The sequence below is a fragment of the Actinomadura sp. NTSP31 genome, from assembly GCF_041951385.1.
GTDB classification, from domain to species: Bacteria; Actinomycetota; Actinomycetes; order Streptosporangiales; family Streptosporangiaceae; genus Spirillospora; species Spirillospora napierensis.
Genome location: NZ_JBGNUT010000033.1, coordinates 62315 through 85736, shown reverse-complemented (window position 1 = coordinate 85736; position 23422 = coordinate 62315). Strand labels below are relative to the sequence as shown.

Below are 23422 nucleotides of genomic sequence, written 5' to 3'. Positions count from 1 at the left end.
CCGGAGATGGTGACGCGCGCATGACGACCGAGCTGACCGAGGACGTCCCGCAGGAGCCGGCCGTGCCGCCGCCGCTGCTGGAGGTCGACGACCTGCACGTGGTGTTCCGCGTGCGGGGACGCGACGTCCGCGCGGTGAACGGGCTGTCCTACACGCTCGGCGAGGGGGAGACCGTCGCGATCCTCGGGGAGTCCGGGTCGGGCAAGAGCGTCGCGGCGCAGGCCGTGATGGGCATCCTCGACAGCCCGCCCGCGCAGATCACCGGGGGGTCGGTGCGGCTGCGCGGGGAGGAGCTGCTCGGCCTGCCCGAGCGGCGCCGCCGCGGCTACCGCGGCGACCGCATCTCGATGATCTTCCAGGACGCGCTGACCGCGCTGAACCCGGTGTTCACCGTCGGCGACCAGATCCGCGAGATGTACCGGGTGCACCGCGGGCTCGGCCGGCGGGCGGCCCGCGACAAGGCGGTCGAGCTGATGGAGCGGGTGCGGATCCCGTCCGCCGCGCAGCGGCTCGGCGACTACCCGCACCAGTTCTCCGGCGGCATGCGCCAGCGCATCATGATCGCGATGGCGCTGGCGCTGGAGCCGGACGTGCTGATCGCCGACGAGCCGACCACCGCCCTGGACGTCACCGTGCAGGCGCAGATCATGCGGCTGCTCGCCGGGCTCCAGGACGAGCTGCGCATGGGCATGGTGCTGATCACCCACGACCTCGGGGTCGTCGCCGGGGTCGCGGACCGGATCGTCGTCATGTACGCCGGGTCGGTCGCCGAGCAGGCGCCCGCCCGGGAGCTGTACGCCCGGCCCGCCCACCCGTACACGCGCGGGCTGCTCGCGTCCGTCCCGCGGCTGGACCGGCGCGGGGACGCGCTCGTCCCGATCAAGGGGACGCCGCCGAACCCCGCCGCGCTGCCGCCGGGCTGCCCGTTCCAGCCGCGCTGCCCGCGCGCCGAGGCGCTGTGCGCCGCCGAGCGGCCGCCGCTGGTCACGGTCGCGCCCGGGCACGAGGCCGCCTGCCATTTCGCCGAGGAGGTGCACGGTGCCGCCATCGACTGACGGTCCGGGCGAGGACCCGATCCTGCGGGTCGAGGGCCTGGTCAAGCACTACCCCGTCACCCGTGGCGTGGTGGTCAGGCGCGCGGTCGGGTACGTCCGGGCCGTCGACGGCGTGGACCTGGAGCTGCGCCGCGGCGAGACCCTCGGCGTCGTCGGCGAGTCCGGCTGCGGGAAGTCGACGCTCGCGAAACTGCTGCTGGCGGCCGAGCGCCCGACCGCCGGGACCGTCCGGTTCGAGGGCAGGGACGTCTTCACGCTGCCGCGCAAGGAGCTGCGGGCGCTGCGCCGCCGCATCCAGATGGTCCTGCAGGACCCGTACTCCTCGCTGAACCCGCGGATGACCGTCGGCGACATCGTGGGGGAGCCGTTCGCCATCCACCCGGAGGTGGCACCCAAGGGGGAGCGGCGCGCCCGCGTCCAGGAGCTGCTGGAACTCGTCGGCCTCGACCCCGACCACGTCAGCCGCTACCCGCACCAGTTCTCCGGAGGCCAGCGCCAGCGCGTCGGGATTGCCCGCGCCCTCGCGCTGCGCCCCGACGTCATCGTCTGCGACGAGCCGGTGTCCGCGCTCGACGTCTCCGTCCAGGCGCAGGTCATGAATCTGCTCGCCGACCTGCAGCGCGAGCTCGGCCTGGCGTACGTGTTCATCGCGCACGACCTCGCCGCCGTCCGGCACATCTCCGACCGGATCGCCGTCATGTACCTCGGCCGGGTCGTGGAGACCGGTGACGAGACGCAGATCTACGAGCACCCCACTCACCCGTACACGCAGGCGCTGCTGTCGGCCGTCCCGGTGCCCGACCCGGACGCGCCCGGCTGGGCGGGGCAGATCCAGCTGGAGGGCGAGCCGCCGTCGCCGCTGGACCCGCCGTCCGGCTGCCGGTTCCGCACCCGCTGCTGGAAGGCGCAGGACGTCTGCGCGCAGGACGTCCCGGCGCTGGAGGAGCGCGACGGCTCCGCCCACCCCAGCGCCTGCCACTTCGCGGAGGAGCAGGCGCTCACCGAACAGGCCTGACACCGGTCGGCCCCGCACGGGAGGGTTCCGTAGGGTGGGGGCATGGCGCGCAAGGGCAGGCACGGTCCGCGGCCGGACACCTTCACGATCGCGGGCGGCGAGGCCGAGCTGCTGCGCGACGCCGACCGCGACGGCGGCTGGATGCTGCTCGTCGGCGGCGTCCCGCAGTCCTACGTGGACCTGTCCGACCCCACCTACCTCGACTTCGAGTACATGCGCCTGATGGGCGACGTCGTCGACGCGCTCGGCCCGGAGAACGAGGCGTTCGACGCGGTGCACATCGGCGGCGCCGGCTGCACCCTGCCCCGCTACATCGCCGCGACCCGGCCGGGATCGCGGCAGATCGTCCTGGAACCGGACGCGGAGCTGGTGCGGGTGGTGCGCGAGCGGCTGCCCGTCAAGGGCGTGCCGGGCCTGCGGATCCGGATCACCGACGGGCGCAGCGGCGTCGCCGCGCTCGCCGACGAGTCCGACGACCTGGTCGTGATGGACGCCTTCGCCGAGGCCTCGATGCCGGTGGAGCTGGCGACCCGCGAGTTCGTGCTGGACGCGGCGCGGGTGCTGCGGCCCCGCGGGGTGTACCTGGCGAACGTCGCCGACGGGTTCCGGCTGCCGTTCGCGCGCCGCGTCGCCGCCACCGTCCGGTCGGTGTTCCCGCACGCGCTGCTGATGGGCGATCCGGGCGTGCTGCGCGGGCGCCGGTTCGGCAACCTCATCCTCGCCGGGTCCCGCGAGCCGCTGCCGGTCGCCGAGCTGGCCCGGCGCGCGGCCGGCGGCATCGCCCGGGCCCGGATGGTGGCGGGCGACGACCTCGCCGCGTTCTGCGCTGGCGCGGCGCCGCTGCACGACGGCGAGGAGATCGTCACGCCCACGCCGCCGCCGCAGGTCTTCGGGAGGTCCTGAGTGGAGACGGGGATCGGGCCCGCGGAACCCGGGGCCATGGACGCCGGCGGGCTCACGGCGTTCGAGGAGCTGCGGCCCCGCCTGACGGGCCTGGCGTACCGGATGCTCGGCGAGGTGCAGGAGGCCGAGGACGCGGTGCAGGACGCCTACCTGCGCTGGAACGGGACGGACCGGGCGGCCGTCGCGGAGCCGCGCGCCTGGCTGATCAAGGTCGTCACCAACCTGTGCCTGAACCGGCTCGCCTCGGCGCGGGCGCGCCGCGAGACCTACACGGGCCCGTGGCTGCCCGAGCCGGTGCCCGGCGGCGCCGGCGGGCTCGGCGCGCGGGTCCTCGGGCCGCTGGAGACCGCGGAGCAGCGCGACTCGGTGTCGCTGGCGCTGCTCATGCTGATGGAGTCGCTCACTCCGGCCGAGCGCGCGGTCTATGTGCTGCGCGAGGCGTTCGGCTACAAGCACCGGGACATCGCCGGGGTGCTCGACGTGAGCGAGACCGCGAGCCGCCAGCTGCACCGCCGCGCCCGGCAGCGCGTCGCGTCCGCCGAGCGGCGGTTCGCGCCGCCGGGCGAGCGGTGGCGGCGACTGGTCGAACGGTTCCTCGACGCGGCCGTGCGCGGCGACCTGGCCGGGCTGGAAGCGGTACTGGCCGAGGACGTCGTCTCCTGGTCGGACGGCGGCGGCAAGGTCACCGCCGCCCGCAACGCGGTCACCGGGCGCGTCCGGATGGCGCGGTACATCGCCGGCCTCGCCCGCCGCGCACTGGAACTGCCGGGGGTGTCGGTCGAGCCGTCGGTCGAGGACGTCAACGGCGCGCCGGGGCTGGTCGTCCGGGTGGACGGCGAGGTCACCATGGTCGTCGGGCTGGAGGCGTCCGGGGACCGCATCACCGCCGTGCACGCCGTGCTGAATCCGGACAAGCTCGCATTCGCCGCCCGCGCGCTGTCACGCTCTGGGAGACTGCCCGGTCCCTCTTAGCGGACGAAGGAGGAGTCAATGATCATCGTGACCGGGGCGAGCGGGACGCTCGGCGCACCCCTGACCCGCGGCCTCGCCGCCGCCGACGGCGCCCGGGTGCGCGCGCTGAGCCGGCGTTCCAGGACCGGCGAGGACGGCGTGACCTGGCATCGGGCGGACCTCAAGACCGGCGAGGGGCTCGGCGCGGCCCTCGCCGGCGCCGAGACGATCGTGCACTGCGCCAGCGACTGGCGGCACCCCAAGGACGACCTGGCGGCCGCCCGGAACCTCGTCGACGCCGCCTGGAAGCAGGGGGCGCCGCATCTGGTCTACATCTCGATCGTCGGCGTCGACAAGATCCCGTACCCGTATTACCGCGTCAAGCACCAGGTGGAACGGCTCATCGAGGATTCCGGGCTGCCCTACACGATCCTGCGGACCACCCAGTTCCACACGCTCCCCGCGATGGTGCTGGACGCCCTGACGAAGGTCCCGGGGATCATGCCGTTGCCGACCGGGCTGCGGGTGCAGCCGATCGACGTGGGCGAGGTCGCCGGGCGGATGGCCGAGCTGGCGCTCGCGCCCGGGCCCGCCCGCCGCGTCGACGACATGGGCGGCCCCGAGGTGCTGACGCTGGAGGAGATCGCCCGGAGCTACCTCCGGGCGCGGGGCAGGCGCGGCGTGCGGCTGCCGTTCCCGCTGTTCGGCAAGACCGCGCGCGGCTTCAAGGAAGGCCACCACCTCGCCCCCGGCCACAAGGCCGGCAAGCGGACCTGGCAGGAGTACCTGGACGAACGCCGGACGGGCGGCTGACCGGCGGCGCGCGGAGCGGACCGCGCGGGTGCGGGCCCCACGGGCCCGTATCCGCGCGCCCGTATCCGCGCCGGCCCGCGGAGCCCATTCGCCGATTTCGGGCCCACCCGCGGAACGCAATTGCGGACCGGTCTCCCGAGCCGTATCGGCCTCATCCGGGGCCGCCATGTCCCATAATCGAGCGATGGAGTCGTCCACCCGAATTCTCATTCTCGGCACGGATTCCTCGGGCAGAATACTCCAGTCCGAGCGGAACGCCGCCGCCGTTCTGTCCGCGAATCCGGGCGGACTCCTGGGCGCCTGCCTCGACGAGGTGATCCCCGGCGCGCTCGAACCGCTGCTGGAGGCGGTGAAGCACGGGCGGGAGCGCACCGCGATGCTCGCCGTCGAGACCGCCACCGGCGGCACGCTCGACGCGGTCGTCACCGTGCACCCGATGAACGGCGGCGAGCCCGGCGGCCTCGCCGCGCTGGCGGTCATCCGGGTCCCGGTGCCGCTCGCCGACCGGTTCGTCGACCCCGCCGTCATCCGCCGGGCGCTGCTGGACGACGGGTTACCCCGCATCGGCTCGACCCTCGACCTGGAACTCCTCGCGCGCGGGCTGATGGACGTCCTCGTCCCGCACTTCTGCAATTCCGGCGGGCTGATGCTGCTGGAGAGCCACCTGGACGCCGACGAGGCGCCCGCGGGCCCGGCGGGTCCGCCGCTGCGCCGGATGGCGATCGGGTTCGACGACGGCGACCCCGCCTGGGACGCCGCCTTCCCGACCGGCGAGTCCGTCGTCTACCCGGCGGGCACCCCGTACGCGCGGTGCCTGGAGACCGGCGGGCCGGAGCTGACCGCGCTCGGCGGCGAGGGCGCGGCGCGGCTCGCCGAGGTCTGGCACCGGCCGCCGGTCGCCGACCTGCTCAAGGGCTCCTCGATGCTGCTGCTGCCGATCATCTCGGCGGCGGGCGTGCTGGGCTTCTTCGTCTGCGTCCGCAACGTCGCGCATCGCCCGTTCGACCGCTACGACATCGAGATCGGCATGGAGTTCGCCGGCCGCGCGTCCGTCTTCGTGGAGAGCGCCCGGCAGTACTCGCTGGAGCGGGCGACCGCGCTGACGCTGCAGCGCAGCCTGCTGCCGACCGGGCTGTCGGCGCCGTCCCCGATCGAGGTGCACCACCGCTACCTGCCGGGCAGCCGGCTCATCGAGGTCGGCGGCGACTGGTACGAGTCGATCGCGCTGCCGGGGGCGCGGGTCGCGCTCGTCGTCGGCGACGTCGCCGGGCACGGGGTGAAGGCGGCGGTGACGATGGGGCGGCTGCGCACCGCGATCCACACCCTGGCCGAGCTGGAGCTGCCGCCCGCCGAGGCGCTGGAGCGGCTCGACTCGCTGATGCGGACCCTCGGCGACCGCGAACCCCACTTCGCCACCTGCGCCTACGTCGTGTACGACGCGGTCAGCGGCCGGTGCGAGGTCGCCAGCGCCGGGCACCTGCCGCCGCTGCTGGCCCCGCCCGGCGCCGCGTCGCACTACCTGGCGGTGCCGCCCGCGCCGCCGCTCGGCGTCGGCGGCGACGGCCCGATCGTCAGCCGCGAGTTCCTCGTCGAGGACGGCACGCTGCTGTTCCTGTACACCGACGGGCTGGTGGAGAACCGCGCCCGCGACATCGACGACGGCCTGGCCCGGCTGCAGCGCACCTTCGGCCCGGGCGCGGCGGCCCGGCCGCTCGGGGAGCTGTGCCAGGACGCGCTCGACGGCGTCTACGACGACCAGCACCGCGACGACATCGCGATGCTGGTGGCGCGGTTGTGCCGGATCCCCGAGGACCACCACGCCACCTGGGAGCTGCCCGCCGAGCCGGCCGCCGTGCGGCGGGCGCGCGGCCTGGTCCGCGACCGGCTCGCCCGGTGGGGGCTGGAGGAGCTCACCGACTCCACCGTCCTGCTGGCCTCCGAGCTGGTCACCAACGCGATCGGCCACGCCGGCGGGCGCGTCGGGCTGCGGCTGGTCCGCGAGGGCGGCTTGGTGTGCGAGGTGTTCGATTCCTCCGACGGCCGGCCCCGGGTCCGCCATCAGGACGACGAGGACGACATGCCGGAGTCGGGCCGCGGGCTGCACGTCGTCGGGCGGCTCGCGCAGCGCTGGGGGGTGCGCCGCACCACCGAGGGCAAGTCCGTGTGGTGCGAGCAGGAACTGCCCTGACCGCTACCGCAGGACCGAGATGTGCACGTGGTCGTAGTGGTTCTGGGTGATGCCGCCGCGGTCGGCCATCGGGCGCCATCCGCCGCCCCGCACGTTCCAGATGTGCTGCTTCCAGATCACGTAGGAGACGCCGAGACGCCGGGCGTTGGCGACCGCGTACGCCGCGACCTCGTCGCCGTGCCGCTGCGCGGCGGCGCTCGGCATGCGGCCCGCGGTGTTCTCCATGAAGTCGCAGGCCCGGCCGTCGCCGTGGTCCTGCGGGTCGCCGGTGGAGCGGTAGCAGCCGATGGTGGGGAACGGCCCGAACATCCCGTTGATGTCCAGCAGCGCCGCGCGCATCACCGGCGTCATCAGGTTGCCGGTGATGGGGGTGCGCGCGGGCGGCGCCCCGTCCGGGCGTCCGGTGAACCGGGGCGCGCTTCTGGGCTTGACGGCCCTGGCGGGGGAGGACGCCGCGTTCAGCGTCGCGATCTTCGTCCCGCGGGGCAGGATCCGCTTCAGCCGCTTGCCCAGCTTGCGGACGTCGGCCTTGGGTGCGCTGAGCAGCAGGGCGTTGCCTTCGGGCAGGCCGAGGGCGCGGGCCTGCGTGCGCGAGACGACCGCGTCGACGCTGCCGATGCCCATCGAGGCGTAGGCGCCGACCCGCACCCGGCCGGGGTGCGCGCTGCCGCCCGCCTGGACGACCGTGCCGAGCGGGAACGCGCCGTCCTGCCCGAGCGTGAACGACAGGGCGAGACCGCCGGACGCCACCGTCCGCCACAGCTGGTCGGATTCGGCGGTCGCCGCCGGCGCGAACGCCCGGAACGACGACGGGTCCACGCCGAGCAGCCCGACGCGGTGCCCGCCGACCTGCGCGCGGGCCGCGTCGACGACCGTGACCCCGGTGACGCCCTTCAGCCGCCGGGCGCGCTCGACCGCCGACGCCGGCAGCGGCGCGGCTCCGGCGACCAGCAGGTGCGGCGTGTAACGGCGGGTCAGCGGGGCGACGGCCGGGACGGGCGGCGCGCCCGCCCGGGCGACCGACACCAGGTCGCCGCGCGGGCGCTCGCGCCCGCCGCCGTCCGCCCGGCCCGTCGTGATCACCCACGCGTCGGCGGCGAGGGTCAGCGCCACCGCCGCCGCGACGGCCGCGGGCAGCGTCCTGCCTCGCCTGCGCAGTGTCCCGTCCCGCCCGCGCATCGAGCCGCCCCCGTCCCGTCGGTCCCCTGCGCCGCATCGTAGAGGACCGGGCACGCGCGGCCCCGGCCGGGCGCGGTCAGTGCTGGACGGGCTGGGTGCCGAGCAGGTCGTCGTAGTCGGCCGGGAGCTGCGCGATCACATGCTCGAACAGGCCCGGTTCGACGGACGCCTTGACGCCGGCCACCACCGCGCGGGCGTGCTGGCGCGCCTGCGCCGGCCGCGTGCCCTCGGCGTCGGCCACGCGCTGGTAGAACTCCTCCATCCCGAACCGCTGCCCGCCGCCGTGGCCGGGCAGCGACGCGGCGAGCCCGGGCGGCAGCTGGGCGGCCAGGTCGCGGCTCTGGCCGCCGGCCAGGCGCTCCCCGAGGACCGCCAGCGTGGCGTCGATGGCGCGTTCGGCGTGGTCGGGAGTGTCGATGCGCCCGGTCTCGCGGACGGCCGACACCAGTTCGTGCTCCTTCATGATCCCCCCGAAGGTCGGCTCAGACGGTCACGGCCACGTCCGTCCCGATACCCGCCCTCGAATCGGACATTCATCGCAAAACCGCTGGACGTGGCGGTGATCTCAGGCCGGCGCGGAGTCCTCCGCCAGCCGCCCGTCCGCCAGCCGCAGCCGGCGCCTCACCCCGATGTCGGCGAGGAACCGCTCGTCATGGCTGACCACCACGAACGCGCCCCGGTACGCGTTGAGCGCGGCGACGAGCCAGGCGACGCCGGTCAGGTCGAGGTTGTTCGTCGGCTCGTCCAGGAGCAGCAGCTGCGGCGCCGGCTCGGCGTACAGCACGCACGCGAGGGTCGCGCGCAGCCGTTCGCCGCCGGACAGCACGCCCACCGGCAGATGCGCGCGGTCGCCGCGGAACAGGAACCGGGCGAGCAGGTTCATCCGCTCGGCCTCCGGCATCCCCGGCGCGAACGCGGCGAGGTTCTGCGCCACGGTGCGGCCGGGGTCCAGCAGGTCGAGCCGCTGCGACAGGTACGCGACGCGGCCGTCGGCCCGGCGCGTCCGCCCGTCGCCCGCCGGCCCGAGGTCGCCGTTGACCAGCCGCAGCAGCGTCGACTTGCCGGCGCCGTTCGCGCCGGTCAGCGCGATGCGCTCGGGACCGCGGATCTCCAGGCTCACGCCGGGCCCGGCGAACACGTCCCGGTCGCCGTGGCGGACCCGCATCCGCTCGCCGAGGAAGACCGTCCGCCCGGCGGGGACGGCGGTGCCGGGCAGCTCCAGGCTGATCGTCTGGTCGTCGCGCAGCGCGCGTTCGGCCTCCTGGAGCCGGGTGCGGGCGTCGCCGAGACGCGCGGCGTGCGTCCCGTCGGCCCGCCCGGCCGACTCCTGGGCGCGCCGCTTGCGCGCACCGGCGAGGATCTTGGGCAGCCCCGCGTCCTTGACGTTGCGGGCGGCGTTGCTCTGCCGGCGCGCCGCCCGCTCGCGGGCCTGCTGCATCTCCCGCTTCTCGCGCCGCACCTCCTGCTCGGCGCTGCGGACGTCCTTCTCGACGGCCTCCCGCTCGACCCGCAGCGCCTCCTCGTAGGCGGTGAAGTTCCCGCCGTACAGGCGCATCTCACCGCGGTCGAGTTCGGCGATGCGGTCCATCCGGTCGAGGAGGGCGCGGTCGTGGCTCACGACCAGCAGGCAGCCGTTCCAGTCCTCCAGGACGCCGTACAGCCGGTGCCGCGCGTCGGCGTCGAGGTTGTTGGTCGGCTCGTCCAGCAGCAGCACGTCCGGCCGCTTCAGCAGCTGCGCGGCGAGGCCGAGCGAGACGACCTGGCCGCCGCTGAGGGTGTCCAGGCGGCGGGACAGGCCGACGTCGCCGAGGCCGAGCCGGTCGAGCTGGGCGCGGGTGCGCTCCTCGACGTCCCAGTCGTCGCCGATGACGGCGAAGTGCTCCTCGGCGGCGTCGCCGGACTCGATGGCGTCCAGCGCCCGGATCACCGGGGCGACGCCGAGGACGTCCGCCACGGTCAGGTCGCCCGCGAGCGGCAGCGTCTGCGGCAGGTGGCCGAGCACGCCCTCGACCGAGACGGTGCCGGCGGACGGCCGGTGCTCACCGGCGATCAGCCCGAGCAGCGTGCTCTTGCCCGCGCCGTTGGGCGCGACCAGGCCGGTGCGGCCGCCGCCGAGGGTGAAGGACAGGTCCTGGAAGACCGGGACGTCGCCGGGCCAGGAGAAGGACAGGCCGGAGCAGATGATGCAAGCGTCGGACATGGGGACGACCTCGTGGGAAGAGCGGGCGCGCTGGAGCCGCCCGGCAGGGGCAGGAATGGTCAGACGACGGCACGGCCACGGCGGCGGCGCTCGTCCGCGCGCACCGGTGGCCGATCATGTCCGGGATCACCCGGAGATGTCGTCTTCACCTGCCACTTCTGGTCTCCCTCTGCGAGATCACTCGTCCGCCGTAGTTTATCAGCGCCCCGCGCGGGCGGCGCCCAGCTGCCCGAGCAGCACCGCGGCGGCGTCCTCCGCGAGGGCGCCGGGCAGGTCGGAGCCCGTCCTGCGGGCGGCCGCGGCCCGCAGCCGGACACCGGCCGCCGCGCTCGCGGTGGCGGCCGCGGCGGCGACGAGCACCGGGGGCCCGCTGCGGATCCCGTCCCGGCGCGCCACCGCCCGCGCGGCCGTCGCCGCGAGCAGCACCCGCGGCGCCAGGCCCTGGGGCGAGGTGCGCTCCGGGACGGACGGCAGCTTGTCCAACCCCATCTCGGCCGCGGTGAGCAGGCCGTTCACCGTCTTGACGGCGGGATGGGAGAGCCGTCCGGACAGGCCGGGGTGGTAGCGGCGCGAACGCAGCGCGAGCGCGCTCAGCCCGGCGGAACTGCGGGCGCCGGTCGCCGCGCCCAGCGCCGCGGCGCGCACCAGGGCCCGGCGGGACGGCCGGTCGGGCGCGGGCTGCCGCAGGGCCCGGCGCTCCTCGTCGGCGCGGAACAGCGCGGCGAGCGCGGCATGCGTCGTGATCCCGTAGACGAGGTGCGGTACGGCGTCGGAGATCCAGTCCGCCCTGCTCCAGGTGCGCGGGTCGGAGATCCCCAGCCGCGCGATCGGCAGGTCCGCAGCCGCCATCGCGGCCGCCCCCAGCAGCGGTCCGGCGATGACCGCGGGCAGCCGGATCCCCGCCGCGCGCAGGCCTCCCGCCAGCGCGCCGACGGCGACCCCGGTGAGCGAGCCGCCGAGCGCGCCGAGGCCCTCCAGCCGGTCGCCGCGCTCCCGGTCGTCGCCGGGAACGCGCACGCCGGCGAGGTCGGCCAGCCCGGAGACGACGTCGGCCGGCGTCCCGCTCGCCGGCCGGCCCCGTATCGCCATGTCCGCTTCGGTCGTCGCGTTGAGCGCGGTCGTCCCGGCGGCGCCGGCCGCCATGCCGCGCAGGACGCCTTTCAGTAGTGAGGTCACGCGGGGGCACTACCCGCGCTCCCCGCGATTACCCGTGCCGGCAACCCGCGCCGGCGGGCGCTCAGCCGAGGTGCACGGGCAGGGACTCGACGCCGTAGACGATCGACAGCTTGCGGTAGCTGAGCTCGTCCGGTTCGACGGCCAGCCGCAGGTCCGGGAACCGGCGGACGAGCGCCGGATAGGCGGCGCGCAGCTCCATCTTCGCCAGCTCCGCGCCGATGCAGCGGTGCGCGCCCCAGCCGAACGCCAGGTGCGGCGGCGTCTTGCGGCCGGCGTCGAAGCCGTCCATCTCCGCGCCGAGCGCGGCGTCGCGGTTGGCGGCCGACAGCGAGATCAGCACGACGTCCCCCTCGGCGATGTGCACCCCGGCGACCTCGGTGTCCTTGCGGGCGAACCGCGGGAACGCCAGCTGCACCACGGTCAGGTAGCGCAGCAGCTCGTCCACGAACGGGCCGATCGCCCCCTCGTCGTCTTGCACCCGCTTGAACTGCTCCCGGTCGCGCAGCAGCACGATCGAGCCGAGCGCGAGCATGCTCGCGGTCGTCTCCAGGCCGCCGGTGAGCACGCCGTCGGAGAGCCCGGCGATCTCCAGGTCGTCGAGCTCGTCGCCGTGCTCGCGGATCAGCATGCCGATCAGGCCGGGACCCGGCTCGACCCGCTGCCGGCGGACGACCTCGAGCAGGTAGTCCATCGACTCGGAGATCGCGCCGACGGAGGCGCTCGCGCCGCCGAACAGGTCGAACCGGGCGCTGCTCAGCCGCTGGAAGTCGCTGCGGTCGTGGTGGGAGACGCCGAGCAGCTCGCAGATCGTCAGCAGCGGCACGGGCAGCGCGAACGCCTCCATCAGGTCGACCGGCCCGGTCCGGTCCGCCATCGCGTCGAGCCGCTCCTCGACGATCTTGTGGATCAGCGGGGTGAGCCGGCTCAGCCGGCGCATGGTGAACTCCGGCGTCAGCAGCTTGCGCCGCCGGGTGTGGACGGGCGGGTCGGAGAACCCCAGCCCGCCCGGGGTGAACCCGGCCGGGACGTCCACCTTGCCCACCAGGTTGGACAGGTCGTTGCTGAACCCGTCCGCGTCCGCCAGCACGGCCTTGGCCGCGTCGTATCCGGTCACCAGCCAGACGCCGAAGCCGAACGGCAGGGGGAGCTTGCTGACCGGCCGCGCCTCGCGTATCTCGGTGAGGTCGCTGACCGGGTCCAGGCCGTCGCGGCGCAGCGGCGCCAGCGTGGAGTTGGGCAGGAACCGGATCGACTCGAGATTGAACCCGGCACGCTGCTTCCTGGCGATGTATCCCCGTACAAGCCACTTGGCCGCGCGTGCCCCGACATTCGCCATGATCGCAGGTTATTGATCAGAAGCGCTCGTCGCACCTCCGTGCAGGATCTAAAACATCACATCTTTGAGACGGTCGCGACCCGAACGCCGCTGCGCGTCCGGTTCGTCCCCCTCTGCGACCGGCACGCGATGCGGTCGAATGCCGCTGGGGCGGGTGGGTACGACCGCCATCGGACGATACGCCGGAGACGAGGGGGGACCATGGCCGGCAAGAAGATGGAAGGGAATGAGGAGCAGCGCCGGAAGGCCGCCCGGGAGGCCAGGGCGGAGGGGAAGGCCCCGAGTGCCCGGAACGTCACCACGGGCGCGTCCAAGCAGCCGCACACGGCACCGAAGCACCAGCCGCACCATCACGCAGAGCGGCTGGACAACATCCATCGGGGCAAGCAGCAGGGCACCTCGCCCGACCCCAAGCCCGGTTACGGCGAGCCGGGGTCCAAGCGGCACCGCGAGGGCTGACGCCCTCAGGTCGGGACGCCACATTCCCGGAATGCGATCAATTCGACACGCTGGGTAGTGGACGGGTGTGAACCGGGGACGGGGACGGCCGCGAGCCGCCGGCGGAACTGGTCCGGATCGCACTGCGGCCGATGGCCGGCAGCGCGCCAAGGCCGCCCGGAGCGCTCTGGAGGGCGACCTCGGCCGGCAGATCGACCACATCACCCACGAGGCCGGGGTCCGGCGGCAGCTCCAGGTCCGGTGGCCGCGGCCTGCGGCGTCCCGGGTCAGAGGCCCGCGTCGCGGCCGATGATCTCCTTCATGATCTCGTTGGAGCCGGCCCAGATGCGGGTGACGCGGGCGTCCATCCAGGCGCGCGCCACGCGGTACTCGCGCATGTAGCCGTAGCCGCCGAACAGCTGCACGCAGCCGTCGATGATCTGGTTCTGCACGTCCGAGCTCCACCACTTGGCCTTGGACGCGTCGACCGCGGACAGCTCGCCCGCCACGTGGGCGGCCAGGCACTGGTCGACGAACGCCTGCGCGACGTCCAGCTTCGTGATCAGTTCGGCGACCAGGAACTTGTTGTGCTGGAAGTTGCCGATGGGCTGCCCGAAGGCCGTGCGCTCCTTGACGTAGGCGATGGTCTCGTCCAGGACGCCGCGGGCGTGCGCGACGTTGGCGATGGCGCAGGACAGCCGCTCCTGCGAGAGCCGCTCCATCATGTGGATGAAACCGCGGTTCAGCTCGCCGATGACGTGGGAGTCCGGAACCCGGACGTTCTCCAAGAACAGCTCGGAGGTGTCGGCTTCGGGCTGGCCGACCTTGTCGAGCTTCGTGCCGCGGCTGAAGCCGGGAGTGCCGGCCTCGACGCCGAACAGGGTGATGCCCTTCGCGCCGCGCTCGGGATCGGTCTTGGCCGCGACGATGACCAGGTCGGCGTGGCCGCCGTTGGTGATGAACGTCTTCGACCCGTTGACCACCCACTGGCCGCCGTCGCGGACCGCGGTGGTCTTCAGCGCCGCGAGGTCGGAGCCGCCGGACGGCTCGGTCATCCCGATCGCGGTGACCAGCTCGCCGGTGCAGAACCCGGGCAGCCACTTCTTCTTCGCCTCGTCGGTCGCCAGCTCGAGCAGGTACGGGGCGCAGATGTCGATGTGGATGGAGACGATCGAGTTGTAGGCGACCGCCACGCGCGCGAGCTCCTCGCCGATGACGGCGTTGAAGCGGAAGTCCCCGGCGGCCTGGCCGCCGTACTCCTCGGGCACCTGCATGCCGAGGAAGCCCTGCCGGCCCGCCTCCAGCCACACCTCGCGCCTGAGCATCCGCTCATTGCGGATGTCCTCGTCCAGGGGCAGGAGCGTCCGCTCGACGAACTCCCGCACGGACTCCCTGAACAGCTCGTGGTCGGCCTCGAAGACGGTGCGCCGCATGTGGATCCTCCCGGAATGGTGCGAAGTGCCGGCCCAGTGTACTGAGCGATCGCTTAGGCTTCTGCGCATGGCTCCCGGCAGCGACTCCGAGGACGGCGACGGCGGCATGTGGGCGGGCGTGGCGCCGGACGCGTCGCGCCGCCTGCTGGTCGCCGCGGTCGACTCCTTCGCCGAACTCGGCTACCACGGCACCTCGACGCGGCACATCGCCGCCGGTGCGGGGATGAGCGCGGGCGCCCTCTACGTGCACTACCGGACGAAGGCGGACCTGCTGTTCCAGATCGCGCTGACCGTCCACGAGTCCGTGCGCGCGGAACTGGAGGCAGCGGTCGAGGGCGTCGACGGGCACGCCGCGCGCGTCCGGGCGCTGATGTACGCGTTCGCGCGCTGGCACGCCCGCCACCACCGCGCCGCCCGCGTCATCCAGAACGAGCTGGGGGCGCTGGACGCGGCGCACGCGCGGAGGATCGCCGCGATCCGCCGCCGCGTCCGCGCCCTGGTGCGCGAGGAGGTGCGGGCCGGTGCCGCGGCGGGCGCGTTCGACGTGGCCGACATCGAGGGCACCGCGCGCGCCCTGTCGTCGCTCGCGATCGACGTGTGCCGCTGGTACCGCCCCGAAGGGCCGCGCTCACCCGAGGAGATCGGCGCGCTGACCGCTCACCTGTCGCTGCGGATGCTCGGCGCGCCCCTGGTGCCGCCGGGGCGTCGCTAGTCCCACCAGAACGACCAGTGCGTCTTGCCGCGGATCTCCTCGGCGTAGCCGGCGAGGGTGCCGGGGCCCTGGAACAGGATGTCCGGGCAGAACGCCCAGTGCTCCGCCGCGACGTGCACCGCGTGGCGGATGGTCACGGGCGGCGCGGCGACGCTCAGATCCAGCGTGTTGAACCCGAGCCCGACGACGCGGGCGCCGAACCGCTCCTCCCAGCCGCGCAGGACGGCGGCGAGCGGCGCGGTCCACTCGTTGTGGTTGAGCGCCCCCTGCCAGCCGACCGCGGCGATCGCGTCGGCGCCGCGCTCCACCGCGACCAGGCCGAGGGACGGGCCCCGCACGCCGAGGGTCCGGGCGTACCGGTCGGCGACGGCGTCCGGGTCGTCCAGCAGGGTGCCGGCCGGGGCGGGTCCCGGGCAGTGCCTCCCGAACGGGGCGAGGTCGTCGTGGTCCTCGTCGGCCGCCTGCTCCGCCCAGTCGGCCCAGACCTCGTACAGGAACGCGTCGGGCGAGTAGTTGCCGATCTCCTCCACGGGCTCGGGCGCGATCTGCCCCGACGCCCAGGGCTGGTCGGTCTCGTCCAGCAGCAGCGGCCACAGCCCGGACCGGGGGTGCTCGGCGCGCAGCCGGCCCCACAGCTCGCCGTGCACGGGGTCGTCGCTCAGCCAGAAGGCGGGGCGCATGAGCAGCGACCGCTGCGGGTAGCCGGGGTCGGGCCACACGACGTCGCCCTCGGGCAGCGAGACCGACAGCGTCCGCCCGGGGGCGCCGTCCGCGCCCGGGCCGGCGCCGTCCGCGCCGTCGGCGAACAGCTGCGGGAGGTTGCCCGGCAGGTGCCGCCGGATCTCGACATCATCCATTTCACGCCGTTCCGGTACAGAGCATGCCAACGGGATCTTGGCACTCCGAGATGGTAACGGCGGCGCGGGCCGCCCGGGGGACGAGCGGGCGGGTTCGGTCCGCCCGAGCGGCGTGGCGTCCCTGCTCAGCGCTCCCGGCGGCGGGCTCGGACGGGGTCAGGGGATGTTCGGGGATGTGCGCCGGCGGAGCAGGGCCCGGGCGGGCAGCAGGACGGCGGCGGCGCCGGAGCCCGCCACGGTCGCGAGGATCGCCGCGCAGGTCAGCGGGGACACCGCGGGCAGCGGCAGCCCGGTGACCGCGATCGCGAACGCCGGGATCACGACCGCGACGATCAGGGAGCCGGTGGCGGCGCCGGTGCCGAGCACGATGAGGGCCTCCAGCCGCAGCATCCGCAGCACCTGCCGGCGGGTCGCGCCGACGAGCCTGAGCAGCGCGAACTCGCGGCGCCGCGCGCCGGTCGCCAGCGCGAGCGTCGTGACGAGGCCGATGACGATGAACCCGGCGATCGCGCCGACCACGACGTAGCTGATGAAGCCCTGCAGCCTCGTCTCGTCCGAGAGCCGCGCGCCGAAGGCGTCGCGGTCGACGGCCCGCGCGCCCAGGTAGGCGGCCGTGACGGACCGGAGGTCGGCGTTCCCGCGGACGAGGACGTGGTCGTCGAGAGGCGTGGACGAATGCGCGGCGACCAGATCGTGGGGGAGCAGCACGTCACCGAAGCCGAGCCCCCGGTCGTACACCGCCACGACCCGGGCGTCGACCCGGGTGCCGTCGCCCAGCCAAAGCGGGGTGGTGGAGCCGACGTGGAGCCCGCCCGCGACGTCCCGGCTGAGCGCGACCGTGTTGCCGCGCAGCGCGGCGAGCCCGCCGGAGGCGACCCCCGGGTCCATCGTGGCGGCGGCGTCCGCGCCGACGCCCTGGGCGCCCAGCGACCGCAGGTTCTTCTCGCCCAGTTCCTTCACCGCCATGACCACCGCGGTGCGCTTGACGGGGGTCGCGGCGGTGACGCCGGGGACGCGCCGCGCGGCGTCCGCCGCACCCTGCGGCAGACCCGGGCCGTCCGCCACGATGACCTGGTCGGCGCGGTTGCCGTCGGCGAACTGCGCGGCCGTCGCGTGGACGACCGTGGACTGCGCGAACAACTGCACGCCCGCGAACGCGACGGCCAGCGCGACCGGCGTCATGATCGAGCCGGCGCGCAGCGAGGCGGCGACCGCCGCGTGGCGGGCCAGCCGTCCGGCGACCGGGGACAGCGCGGCGGCGACGCGTCCGAGGACCCGCTCACCGGCCCGCGCCAGCAGTGGCCCGAGCAGCGCGACCGCGACGATGAGCGCCATGACCAGCCCGCCGAGCGAGGCGCTCGCGGTCGGCCCGGTCGTGACCGCGGACACGCCGAGGGCGTTCACGCCGACGACGAGGAACGCGACGCCGGCTATGACGCGCCACCGGGGGAGTCCCGCCGGTTCGGCGGCCGACTCGCCGAGGGCCTGCACCGGCCGGATCCGGGAGATCCGCAGTGACGCCAGCAGCGCGGACGCAGTCGCGGCGAGGACGGTGACGGCGAGCGCGGCCAGCGCGGGCAGCGGGGTGAGCGACAGTCCGAACCCGTCGGGCAGCACACCCTTGCGGATCATGGCCGCGTGCATCGCCGCACCCGCGCCGAGTGACAGGACGCCACCGGCCAGCCCGGCCGGGACCGCGGCGCGCGCGGTCTCGCGGACGAGCCGTCCCCGCACCTGCCAGGGCGTCGCGCCCACCGCGCGCAGCAGCGCGAACTCGCGGCCCCGCTCCCGCACCGACAGCACGACCAGCCCGCCGACGACGACCAGCGCCGTCATGACGGCGAGGCCGCCGAACGATCCGGCGATCTCCACGATGTCGGGACGGGCGGAGGCGACCGCGCGGTCCTCGGCATCGCCGCGCGCCGAACCGGTGGCGACCGTCAGGCCCGGCGCCGCCTTGCGCAGCGCGTCCGCGTCCGGCTTCCCGTCGGTCAGCACCGCCAGGGCATCGGCGTGGCCGGGGTGCCCGTTCAGCGCCATCGCGGTCCCGGTGGTGAAGAACGCCGCCGCCGGTCCGGACGGCACCACCCCGGTGACCCGGTACGAGCGGGGCGTCCCGGCGACCTGCAGCCGCACGGCCGCGCCCGGCCGGACACCGGCCGACCGGCTCAGCACCACCTCGTCGGGCCGCTGCGGCGCCCGTCCCTCGCTCAGTTCGTAGGGGCGCAGGGCGGCCGAGTCCCAGCCGTGGCCCGTGACCGCGCGCCCGGTCGAGGTCAGGACGGGGAACGACACGTCCGCGACCACCGCGCGGACGCCCGGCACCGCGCGCAGCGGCCCGGCCGCCGCGACCGGGACCCGGGCGCGCTCGGCGATGGGCCTGCTCTGCTTCTCCGGGTCGTCGCCGAGCCTCTTCATCCGCTGCGTCACGTTCTGCGGGCCCGTCACGATCGCGTCCGCCGCGGCGAACCGGTGCACCGGCGCGTGCGCGCGCAACGCCGACTCCAGCAGCACTCCGCACGCCCCGACCAGCACTGCGGCGAACAGCAGCGCCGCGAAGATCCCCGCGAACGCGCCCTTGCCCTCGATTCTCTTCACAGCGTCTCCCAGCGGTTCATCACGGCCGCGACGGACGGGGCGGGCAGCTGGTCCACGATCCGGCCGCCTCTGAGGAACAGCACCGAGTCGGCGGTCGCGGCGGCCAGCGGGTCGTGGGTGACGAGCACGACCGTCTGCCCGGTGAGGTCCGCCGCGTCGCGCAGCAGCCGCAGCACCTCGCGGGCCGAACGCGGGTCGAGCGCACCGGTCGGCTCGTCGGCGAACACCACCTCGGGACGGGTGACCAGCGCGCGGGCGACGGCGGCGCGCTGCTGCTGCCCGCCCGACAGCTCCGCCGGACGGTGCCGCAGCCGGTCCTCCAGCCCGACCCGGCGCACCACCTCGCCCAGCCACGCAGGGTCGGGTTCCGTCCCGCCGAGCCGCAGCGGCAGCGTGATGTTCTGCTCCACGTCCATGGAGGGGACCAGGTTGAACGCCTGGAACACGAACCCGATCCGCTCGCGGCGCAGCCGGGTCAGCTTGGCCTCGCCGAGCCGGCCGAGGTCGGTGCCGCCGATCCGGACGGTCCCCGCGGTCGGCCGGTCCAGCCCGGACGCGCAGTGCAGGAACGTGCTCTTGCCCGAACCCGACGGCCCCATCACGGCCGTGAACCCGCCGCGCGGGAACGTCCAGCTGACGTCGTCGAGCGCCCGCACCGCGCCGTAGGTCCTGGTGACCGACTCCAGGCGCACCGCCACCGCGGTCGCCTCGGCCGTCATCGTCGTCATGCTCGCCCTCCGTGGAAGCCCGCTCTCACCAGGACGAACCTAGGTTCCGGGGCAGGGCCGCCACATCGGGGCGCACTCCCCGATCGATGGTGTAGCGGGCTACACCATCGGCTGGGGACCCGGCCCCGGTGCGCCGCGCGACGTGCTCACATAGCGTGTGCGGTGAGGCGACATGACAAGGGCACAGATGAGCGTGACGGCGGCGCTTCGGCGCAGCGCGGAGGCGACCGGCCGGCTGGTGGCCGCGCTGCGCATCACCGTGCCCGCGCTGCTCGGCCTGGCGCCGCTGCTGGTCTTCCTGGCCCTGCTGGTCGTCGCGCTGCCGTGGCTTCCGGACGCGGTGAAGCCGCTGCGCGCCTTGGCGAACGCGGAACGGCGCCGGGCGGGCCGGGTGCTCGGCCGCGAGATCCCCGAGCCGTACCACGACGGCAGGGACACCGGCCTGGGGGAGGCGCGCCGGATGGTGCGGTCGCCGGCCCTGTGGCGGGACATCGCGTGGATGGTGGCGAGCGGGTACACCGGCCTGCTCATGGCGGTGCTGGCCGTGGGGCTCTGGCCCGCGATCCCGTACGCGGCGTCGATGCCGCTGTGGTGGTGGGCCGCGCCCAAGGGCTCGGTGTCGGCGTTCGTGGACCTGTACACCTGGCCGCAGGCGCTCACGCTGCCGTTCCTCCAGACGGCTCTCGACGTGGCGCTGCTGCTGTGGCTGGTGCCGCGGCTGGTGCGCTGGCAGGCCCGGCTGGGGGAGCTGCTGCTGCGCCCCACCCGCCGCACCAGCCTGACCGAGCGGGTCGAGGAGCTCACCGAGACCCGCGCCGAGGCGCTGGAGGCGCACGGCGCCGAGCTGCGCCGCATCGAGCGCGACCTGCACGACGGGACGCAGGCGCAGCTGGTCGCCGCCGCGCTGCGGCTCGGCCTCGCCGACCGCCGCTTCGACGCCGACCCGGGCGCCGCCCGCGCGCTGCTCCTGGAGGCCCGCGACGGCGTGGAGGAGGCGCTGACCCAGCTGCGGACGGTCATCCGCGGCGTGTACCCGCCGATCCTGTCCGACCGGGGCCTGGCCGGGGCGGTGCGCGCGCTCGCCGCCGGGCAGCACATCCCGGTCGAGATGGACCTCGACGGGGCCGGCCGGGCGCCCGCCGCCGTCGAGGCCGCCGCCTACTTCGTCGTCGCCGAGGCGCTCACCAACGTCGCCAAGCACAGCGGCGCCCGCACCGCGTCGGTCACCGTCCGCCGCGAAGGCGCCCGGCTGCTGATCAGAGTGCGCGATGATGGCAAGGGCGGGGCCGACGCGGGCCGCGGCAGCGGCCTGGCCGGCATCCGCCGCCGGGTGGCCGCGCTCGACGGGACCGCCCGCATCGACAGCCCCGACGGGGGAGGGACGACGCTGGAAGCGGACCTGCCGTGCGGATCGTGATCGCCGAGGACAACGTGCTGCTGCGCGAGGGCCTGGTGCTGCTGCTGACCTCCGACGGGCACGAGGTCGCCGCCGTCGCCGGCAGCGGCCCCGAGGTACTGCCGGCGCTGCTGGAGCACCGGCCCGACGCCGCCGTCCTGGACGTCCGGCTGCCGCCCGGGTTCCGGGACGAGGGGCTGCGCGCCGCGATCGAGGCGCGCAAGCGGATCCCCGGGCTGCCGGTGCTCGTGCTCTCGCAGTACGTCGAGGAGACCTACGCGGCGGAGCTGCTGTCCGGCGGCGCGGAGGGCGTCGGGTACCTGCTCAAGGACCGGGTCGGCCGGGTCGACGAGTTCCTCGACGCGCTCGCCCGGGTCGCCGCCGGCGGCACCGCCCTGGACCCGGAGGTCGTCTCCCAGCTGATGACCGCCCGCAGCGACCCGCTGCGGGCCCTCACGCCGCGCGAGCGGGAGGTGCTCGGGCTGATGGCGCAGGGCCTCGACAACGCCACCATCGCGACCACGCTCGTCATCACCGAGCGGTCGGTCAGCAAGCACATCGGCGCGGTGTTCGCCAAGCTCGGCCTGCCGCCGACCGACGGCGGGCACCGCCGCGTCTTGGCCGTCCTCGCCTACCTCAACTCATGACCGGCGGCCCCGCGCCCCGCATCCGGCGGGCCGTCCGCGCCCTGCTCCTGGACGGCGGCGACCTGGTCCTGCTGCGCCGCACCGTGCCCGGCCGCGCCGTCTACTGGACGACCCCCGGCGGCAAGATCGAGCCGGCCGACGCCGGGCCGGAGGCGGCGCTGCGCCGGGAGCTGGACGAGGAGCTCGGCGCCACCGCCGGCCCCGTCCGCCAGGTGTTCGCGTGCAGTGAACAGCTCCCGGAGCTACACCGCCTGAACGTCTTCTACGTCTGCCGCCTTCTCACGATGGACCTGTCGCTGCGGCACGGTCCGGAGTTCGACGACCCGTCCAAGGGCCGGTACGACGTCGACCGCTTCCCGTGCACGCCCGCGGGACTCGCGCCGGTCGCCCTCATCCCGGAGACCCTGGCCGCCTACCTCCAGAGCCACGCCGGGGACCTTCCCGGCCTCCTGCCGGTCAGCGGGGACGCGCCGCCAGCGCCATGAGGTCGGCCAGCTCCGCGACGCCGAGCGGCGCGTCGGGGAGACGGCTGGTCGCGATCCGGACATGGGCGCCGGCCGGGGCGATCTGGTACCGGCTGCCGGGGGCGGCGGCGACCCCGTGCGCCGCGAGCGTGACCAGCGCGGCGGACTCGTCGGCGACCGGGACCCACAGCATCAGCCCGTCCCGGTTCCCGGTGCGGACGCCGCGCTCGGCGAGGGCGGACGCGAGGCCCTCGCGGCGTTCGGCGTAGGTGCCGCGGGCCCGGGCGACGGTGGCGACGGCGGCCGGATCGGTCAGCAGGTGCGCCAGCGCGTCCTGCAGGATGCGGCTCGTCCAGCCGGTGCCGAAGCTGCGCAGGACGCGGACGCGCTCCACCGGTTCCGCCGCGCCGCCGATCACGGCGATGCGCAGGTCCGGGCCGTGCGACTTGGAGTAGGAGCGGACGAGCACCGTGCGCTCGGGCAGGTGTGCTCCGACGCTCACCATGGGGGAGGACGACACCTCCCCGGTGCCGTCGTCCTCGATGGCGAGGGTGTTGGTCGGGGCGAGCAGTTCCGCCAGGGCCGCCGCGCGCGCCGGGGTCAGCGCGTGCCCGCGCGGGGTGTGGGCGCGCGGCTGGTAGACGAACGCGGCGGGCTTGGCGGCGAGCGCCTCGGCGAGCGCGTCCGGCTCGGGCCCCTCGTCGTCGCAGGCGACCGGCACGACCTCGGCGCCCTGCGCCTCCAGGATGTCCAGCAGGCGGGCGCCGGTCGGGTCCTCGACGGCGACGCGGTCGCCGGGCACCGCGACGGTCTGGCAGACGAGCTGGACGCCCTCGTAGCCGCCGCCCACGGTGAGCAGCCCGGCCGGCGGGAACGGCCAGCCGGGCTCGACGGCCGCGCGCAGCGCCGGGGTGATCGTCTCGCGGGTGTAGTCGTTCAGCCGGGGGGCGCGGGCGCCGGCGGCGAGCGCGGCGTCCAGCGGCGGCAGCAGCGCGGGGTCGGGCGCCGCGATCGCCAGGTCGACGGCCAGCCGGTTGCCGAACTCGCCGATGCGCTCGTACCGGGCCGGGTGCGGCACGTTCGGGGGGCCGATCACGACCGTGCCGCGGCGCCGCTGGGCGCTGACGACGCGGTGCCGGCGCAGCGTCGACCAGGCGTCGGCGACCGTGCCCGGGCTGACCCCGAGCTCGGCGGCGAGGCCCCGCACGGTCGGCAGCCGCGTCCCGGCCGGGAGGTCCCCGCTGCGGATCAGGTGGGTCATCGAGGCGGCGATGCCCCGGGCCGTGCGGTCGCCGATGCGCTCGGCCAGCCACGCCGCGTCGATCACGTTACC

Annotated in this window: 21 protein-coding genes; 11 read left to right on the top strand and 10 right to left on the bottom strand. The window is 75.1% G+C overall.

Annotation, left to right across the window (positions count from 1 at the left end; genetic code table 11):
* Positions 1-20 precede the first annotated feature (20 nt).
* The 6 genes from ACA514_RS39405 (at position 21) to ACA514_RS39380 (ending at position 6925) form a co-directional block, all read left to right on the top strand.
* Positions 21-1055: an ABC transporter ATP-binding protein gene (locus ACA514_RS39405; protein ID WP_375046401.1), complete on the top strand. Its 1035-nt coding sequence runs from the start codon at positions 21-23 to the stop codon at positions 1053-1055.
* Positions 1039-2070 carry an ABC transporter ATP-binding protein gene (locus ACA514_RS39400; protein WP_375046400.1) on the top strand — a complete coding sequence of 344 codons (1032 nt, stop codon included), beginning with the start codon at positions 1039-1041 and terminating at the stop codon, positions 2068-2070. The genes ACA514_RS39405 and ACA514_RS39400 overlap by 17 nt, the downstream gene beginning before the upstream one ends.
* Positions 2071-2112: 42 nt before the next feature.
* Positions 2113-2973 (top strand): spermidine synthase, encoded by an 861-nt coding sequence (locus ACA514_RS39395; RefSeq protein ID WP_375046399.1) that lies wholly within the window; start codon positions 2113-2115, stop codon positions 2971-2973.
* On the top strand, positions 2974-3945 hold the full coding sequence (locus tag ACA514_RS39390; protein WP_375046398.1) for an RNA polymerase sigma-70 factor: 972 nt from the start codon (positions 2974-2976) through the stop codon (positions 3943-3945).
* Between the two features lie 18 nt (positions 3946-3963).
* Positions 3964-4737 carry an SDR family oxidoreductase gene (locus ACA514_RS39385; RefSeq protein ID WP_375046397.1) on the top strand — a complete coding sequence of 258 codons (774 nt, stop codon included), beginning with the start codon at positions 3964-3966 and terminating at the stop codon, positions 4735-4737.
* Between the two features lie 184 nt (positions 4738-4921).
* The gene (locus ACA514_RS39380) at positions 4922-6925 is read left to right on the top strand and encodes a SpoIIE family protein phosphatase (protein WP_375046396.1); all 2004 of its coding nucleotides are present in this window, start codon (positions 4922-4924) and stop codon (positions 6923-6925) included.
* A 3-nt stretch (positions 6926-6928) separates the two neighbouring features.
* On the opposite strand, the gene ACA514_RS39375 is transcribed toward ACA514_RS39380, so the two are convergent.
* The 5 genes from ACA514_RS39375 to ACA514_RS39355 form a co-directional block, all read right to left on the bottom strand.
* A complete protein-coding gene (locus ACA514_RS39375) occupies positions 6929-8104 on the bottom strand; it encodes a hypothetical protein (RefSeq protein ID WP_375046395.1) in 1176 nt (391 codons plus the stop codon).
* Between the two features lie 76 nt (positions 8105-8180).
* Positions 8181-8567: a DUF2267 domain-containing protein gene (locus tag ACA514_RS39370; protein WP_375046394.1), complete on the bottom strand. Its 387-nt coding sequence runs from the start codon at positions 8565-8567 to the stop codon at positions 8181-8183.
* Positions 8568-8669: 102 nt separating this feature from the next.
* On the bottom strand, positions 8670-10304 hold the full coding sequence (locus ACA514_RS39365) for an ABC-F family ATP-binding cassette domain-containing protein (protein ID WP_375046393.1): 1635 nt from the start codon (positions 10302-10304) through the stop codon (positions 8670-8672).
* A gap of 198 nt (positions 10305-10502) precedes the next feature.
* Positions 10503-11480 carry a hypothetical protein gene (locus ACA514_RS39360; RefSeq protein ID WP_375046392.1) on the bottom strand — a complete coding sequence of 326 codons (978 nt, stop codon included), beginning with the start codon at positions 11478-11480 and terminating at the stop codon, positions 10503-10505.
* A 61-nt stretch (positions 11481-11541) separates the two neighbouring features.
* The gene (locus tag ACA514_RS39355) at positions 11542-12816 is read right to left on the bottom strand and encodes a cytochrome P450 (protein ID WP_375046391.1); all 1275 of its coding nucleotides are present in this window, start codon (positions 12814-12816) and stop codon (positions 11542-11544) included.
* Positions 12817-13017: 201 nt separating this feature from the next.
* Here ACA514_RS39355 and ACA514_RS39350 point away from each other — a divergent pair, with 201 nt between their 5' ends.
* On the top strand, positions 13018-13275 hold the full coding sequence (locus ACA514_RS39350; RefSeq protein WP_375046390.1) for a hypothetical protein: 258 nt from the start codon (positions 13018-13020) through the stop codon (positions 13273-13275).
* A 266-nt stretch (positions 13276-13541) separates the two neighbouring features.
* On the opposite strand, the gene ACA514_RS39345 is transcribed toward ACA514_RS39350, so the two are convergent.
* The gene (locus tag ACA514_RS39345; RefSeq protein ID WP_375046389.1) at positions 13542-14687 is read right to left on the bottom strand and encodes an acyl-CoA dehydrogenase family protein; all 1146 of its coding nucleotides are present in this window, start codon (positions 14685-14687) and stop codon (positions 13542-13544) included.
* 67 nt (positions 14688-14754) lie between these two features.
* Between ACA514_RS39345 and ACA514_RS39340 the strand changes: the two genes are divergently transcribed.
* Positions 14755-15399, top strand: a complete 645-nt coding sequence (locus ACA514_RS39340) for a TetR family transcriptional regulator (RefSeq protein ID WP_375046388.1) — start codon at positions 14755-14757, stop codon at positions 15397-15399.
* Here the strand turns inward: ACA514_RS39340 and ACA514_RS39335 are convergent.
* From ACA514_RS39335 to ACA514_RS39325, 3 genes are all read right to left on the bottom strand, one after another.
* Complete coding sequence (locus tag ACA514_RS39335; protein ID WP_375046387.1) at positions 15396-16256, bottom strand: DUF4253 domain-containing protein; 861 nt, start codon at positions 16254-16256, stop codon at positions 15396-15398. The genes ACA514_RS39340 and ACA514_RS39335 overlap by 4 nt on opposite strands.
* A gap of 156 nt (positions 16257-16412) precedes the next feature.
* Positions 16413-18854, bottom strand: coding sequence for an FtsX-like permease family protein (locus tag ACA514_RS39330; protein WP_375046386.1), 2442 nt, complete (start codon positions 18852-18854; stop codon positions 16413-16415).
* Complete coding sequence (locus ACA514_RS39325) at positions 18851-19582, bottom strand: ABC transporter ATP-binding protein (protein WP_375046385.1); 732 nt, start codon at positions 19580-19582, stop codon at positions 18851-18853. The genes ACA514_RS39330 and ACA514_RS39325 overlap by 4 nt, the downstream gene beginning before the upstream one ends.
* A 172-nt stretch (positions 19583-19754) precedes the next feature.
* Between ACA514_RS39325 and ACA514_RS39320 the strand changes: the two genes are divergently transcribed.
* From ACA514_RS39320 to ACA514_RS39310, 3 genes are read left to right on the top strand one after another with little or no spacing between them, the layout of a single operon-like run.
* Entirely contained in the window at positions 19755-20999 is a 1245-nt protein-coding gene (locus ACA514_RS39320; RefSeq protein ID WP_375046384.1) for a sensor histidine kinase, read from the top strand.
* The gene (locus tag ACA514_RS39315; RefSeq protein ID WP_375046383.1) at positions 20987-21625 is read left to right on the top strand and encodes a LuxR C-terminal-related transcriptional regulator; all 639 of its coding nucleotides are present in this window, start codon (positions 20987-20989) and stop codon (positions 21623-21625) included. Before ACA514_RS39320 ends, ACA514_RS39315 begins: the two co-directional genes overlap by 13 nt.
* Complete coding sequence (locus tag ACA514_RS39310) at positions 21622-22110, top strand: NUDIX domain-containing protein (RefSeq protein ID WP_375046382.1); 489 nt, start codon at positions 21622-21624, stop codon at positions 22108-22110. The genes ACA514_RS39315 and ACA514_RS39310 overlap by 4 nt, the downstream gene beginning before the upstream one ends.
* Here the strand turns inward: ACA514_RS39310 and ACA514_RS39305 are convergent.
* Positions 22082-23416 (bottom strand): aminotransferase class I/II-fold pyridoxal phosphate-dependent enzyme, encoded by a 1335-nt coding sequence (locus ACA514_RS39305; RefSeq protein WP_375046381.1) that lies wholly within the window; start codon positions 23414-23416, stop codon positions 22082-22084. The two genes, ACA514_RS39310 and ACA514_RS39305, sit on opposite strands and share 29 nt — an antisense overlap.
* Positions 23417-23422: the final 6 nt, after the last annotated feature.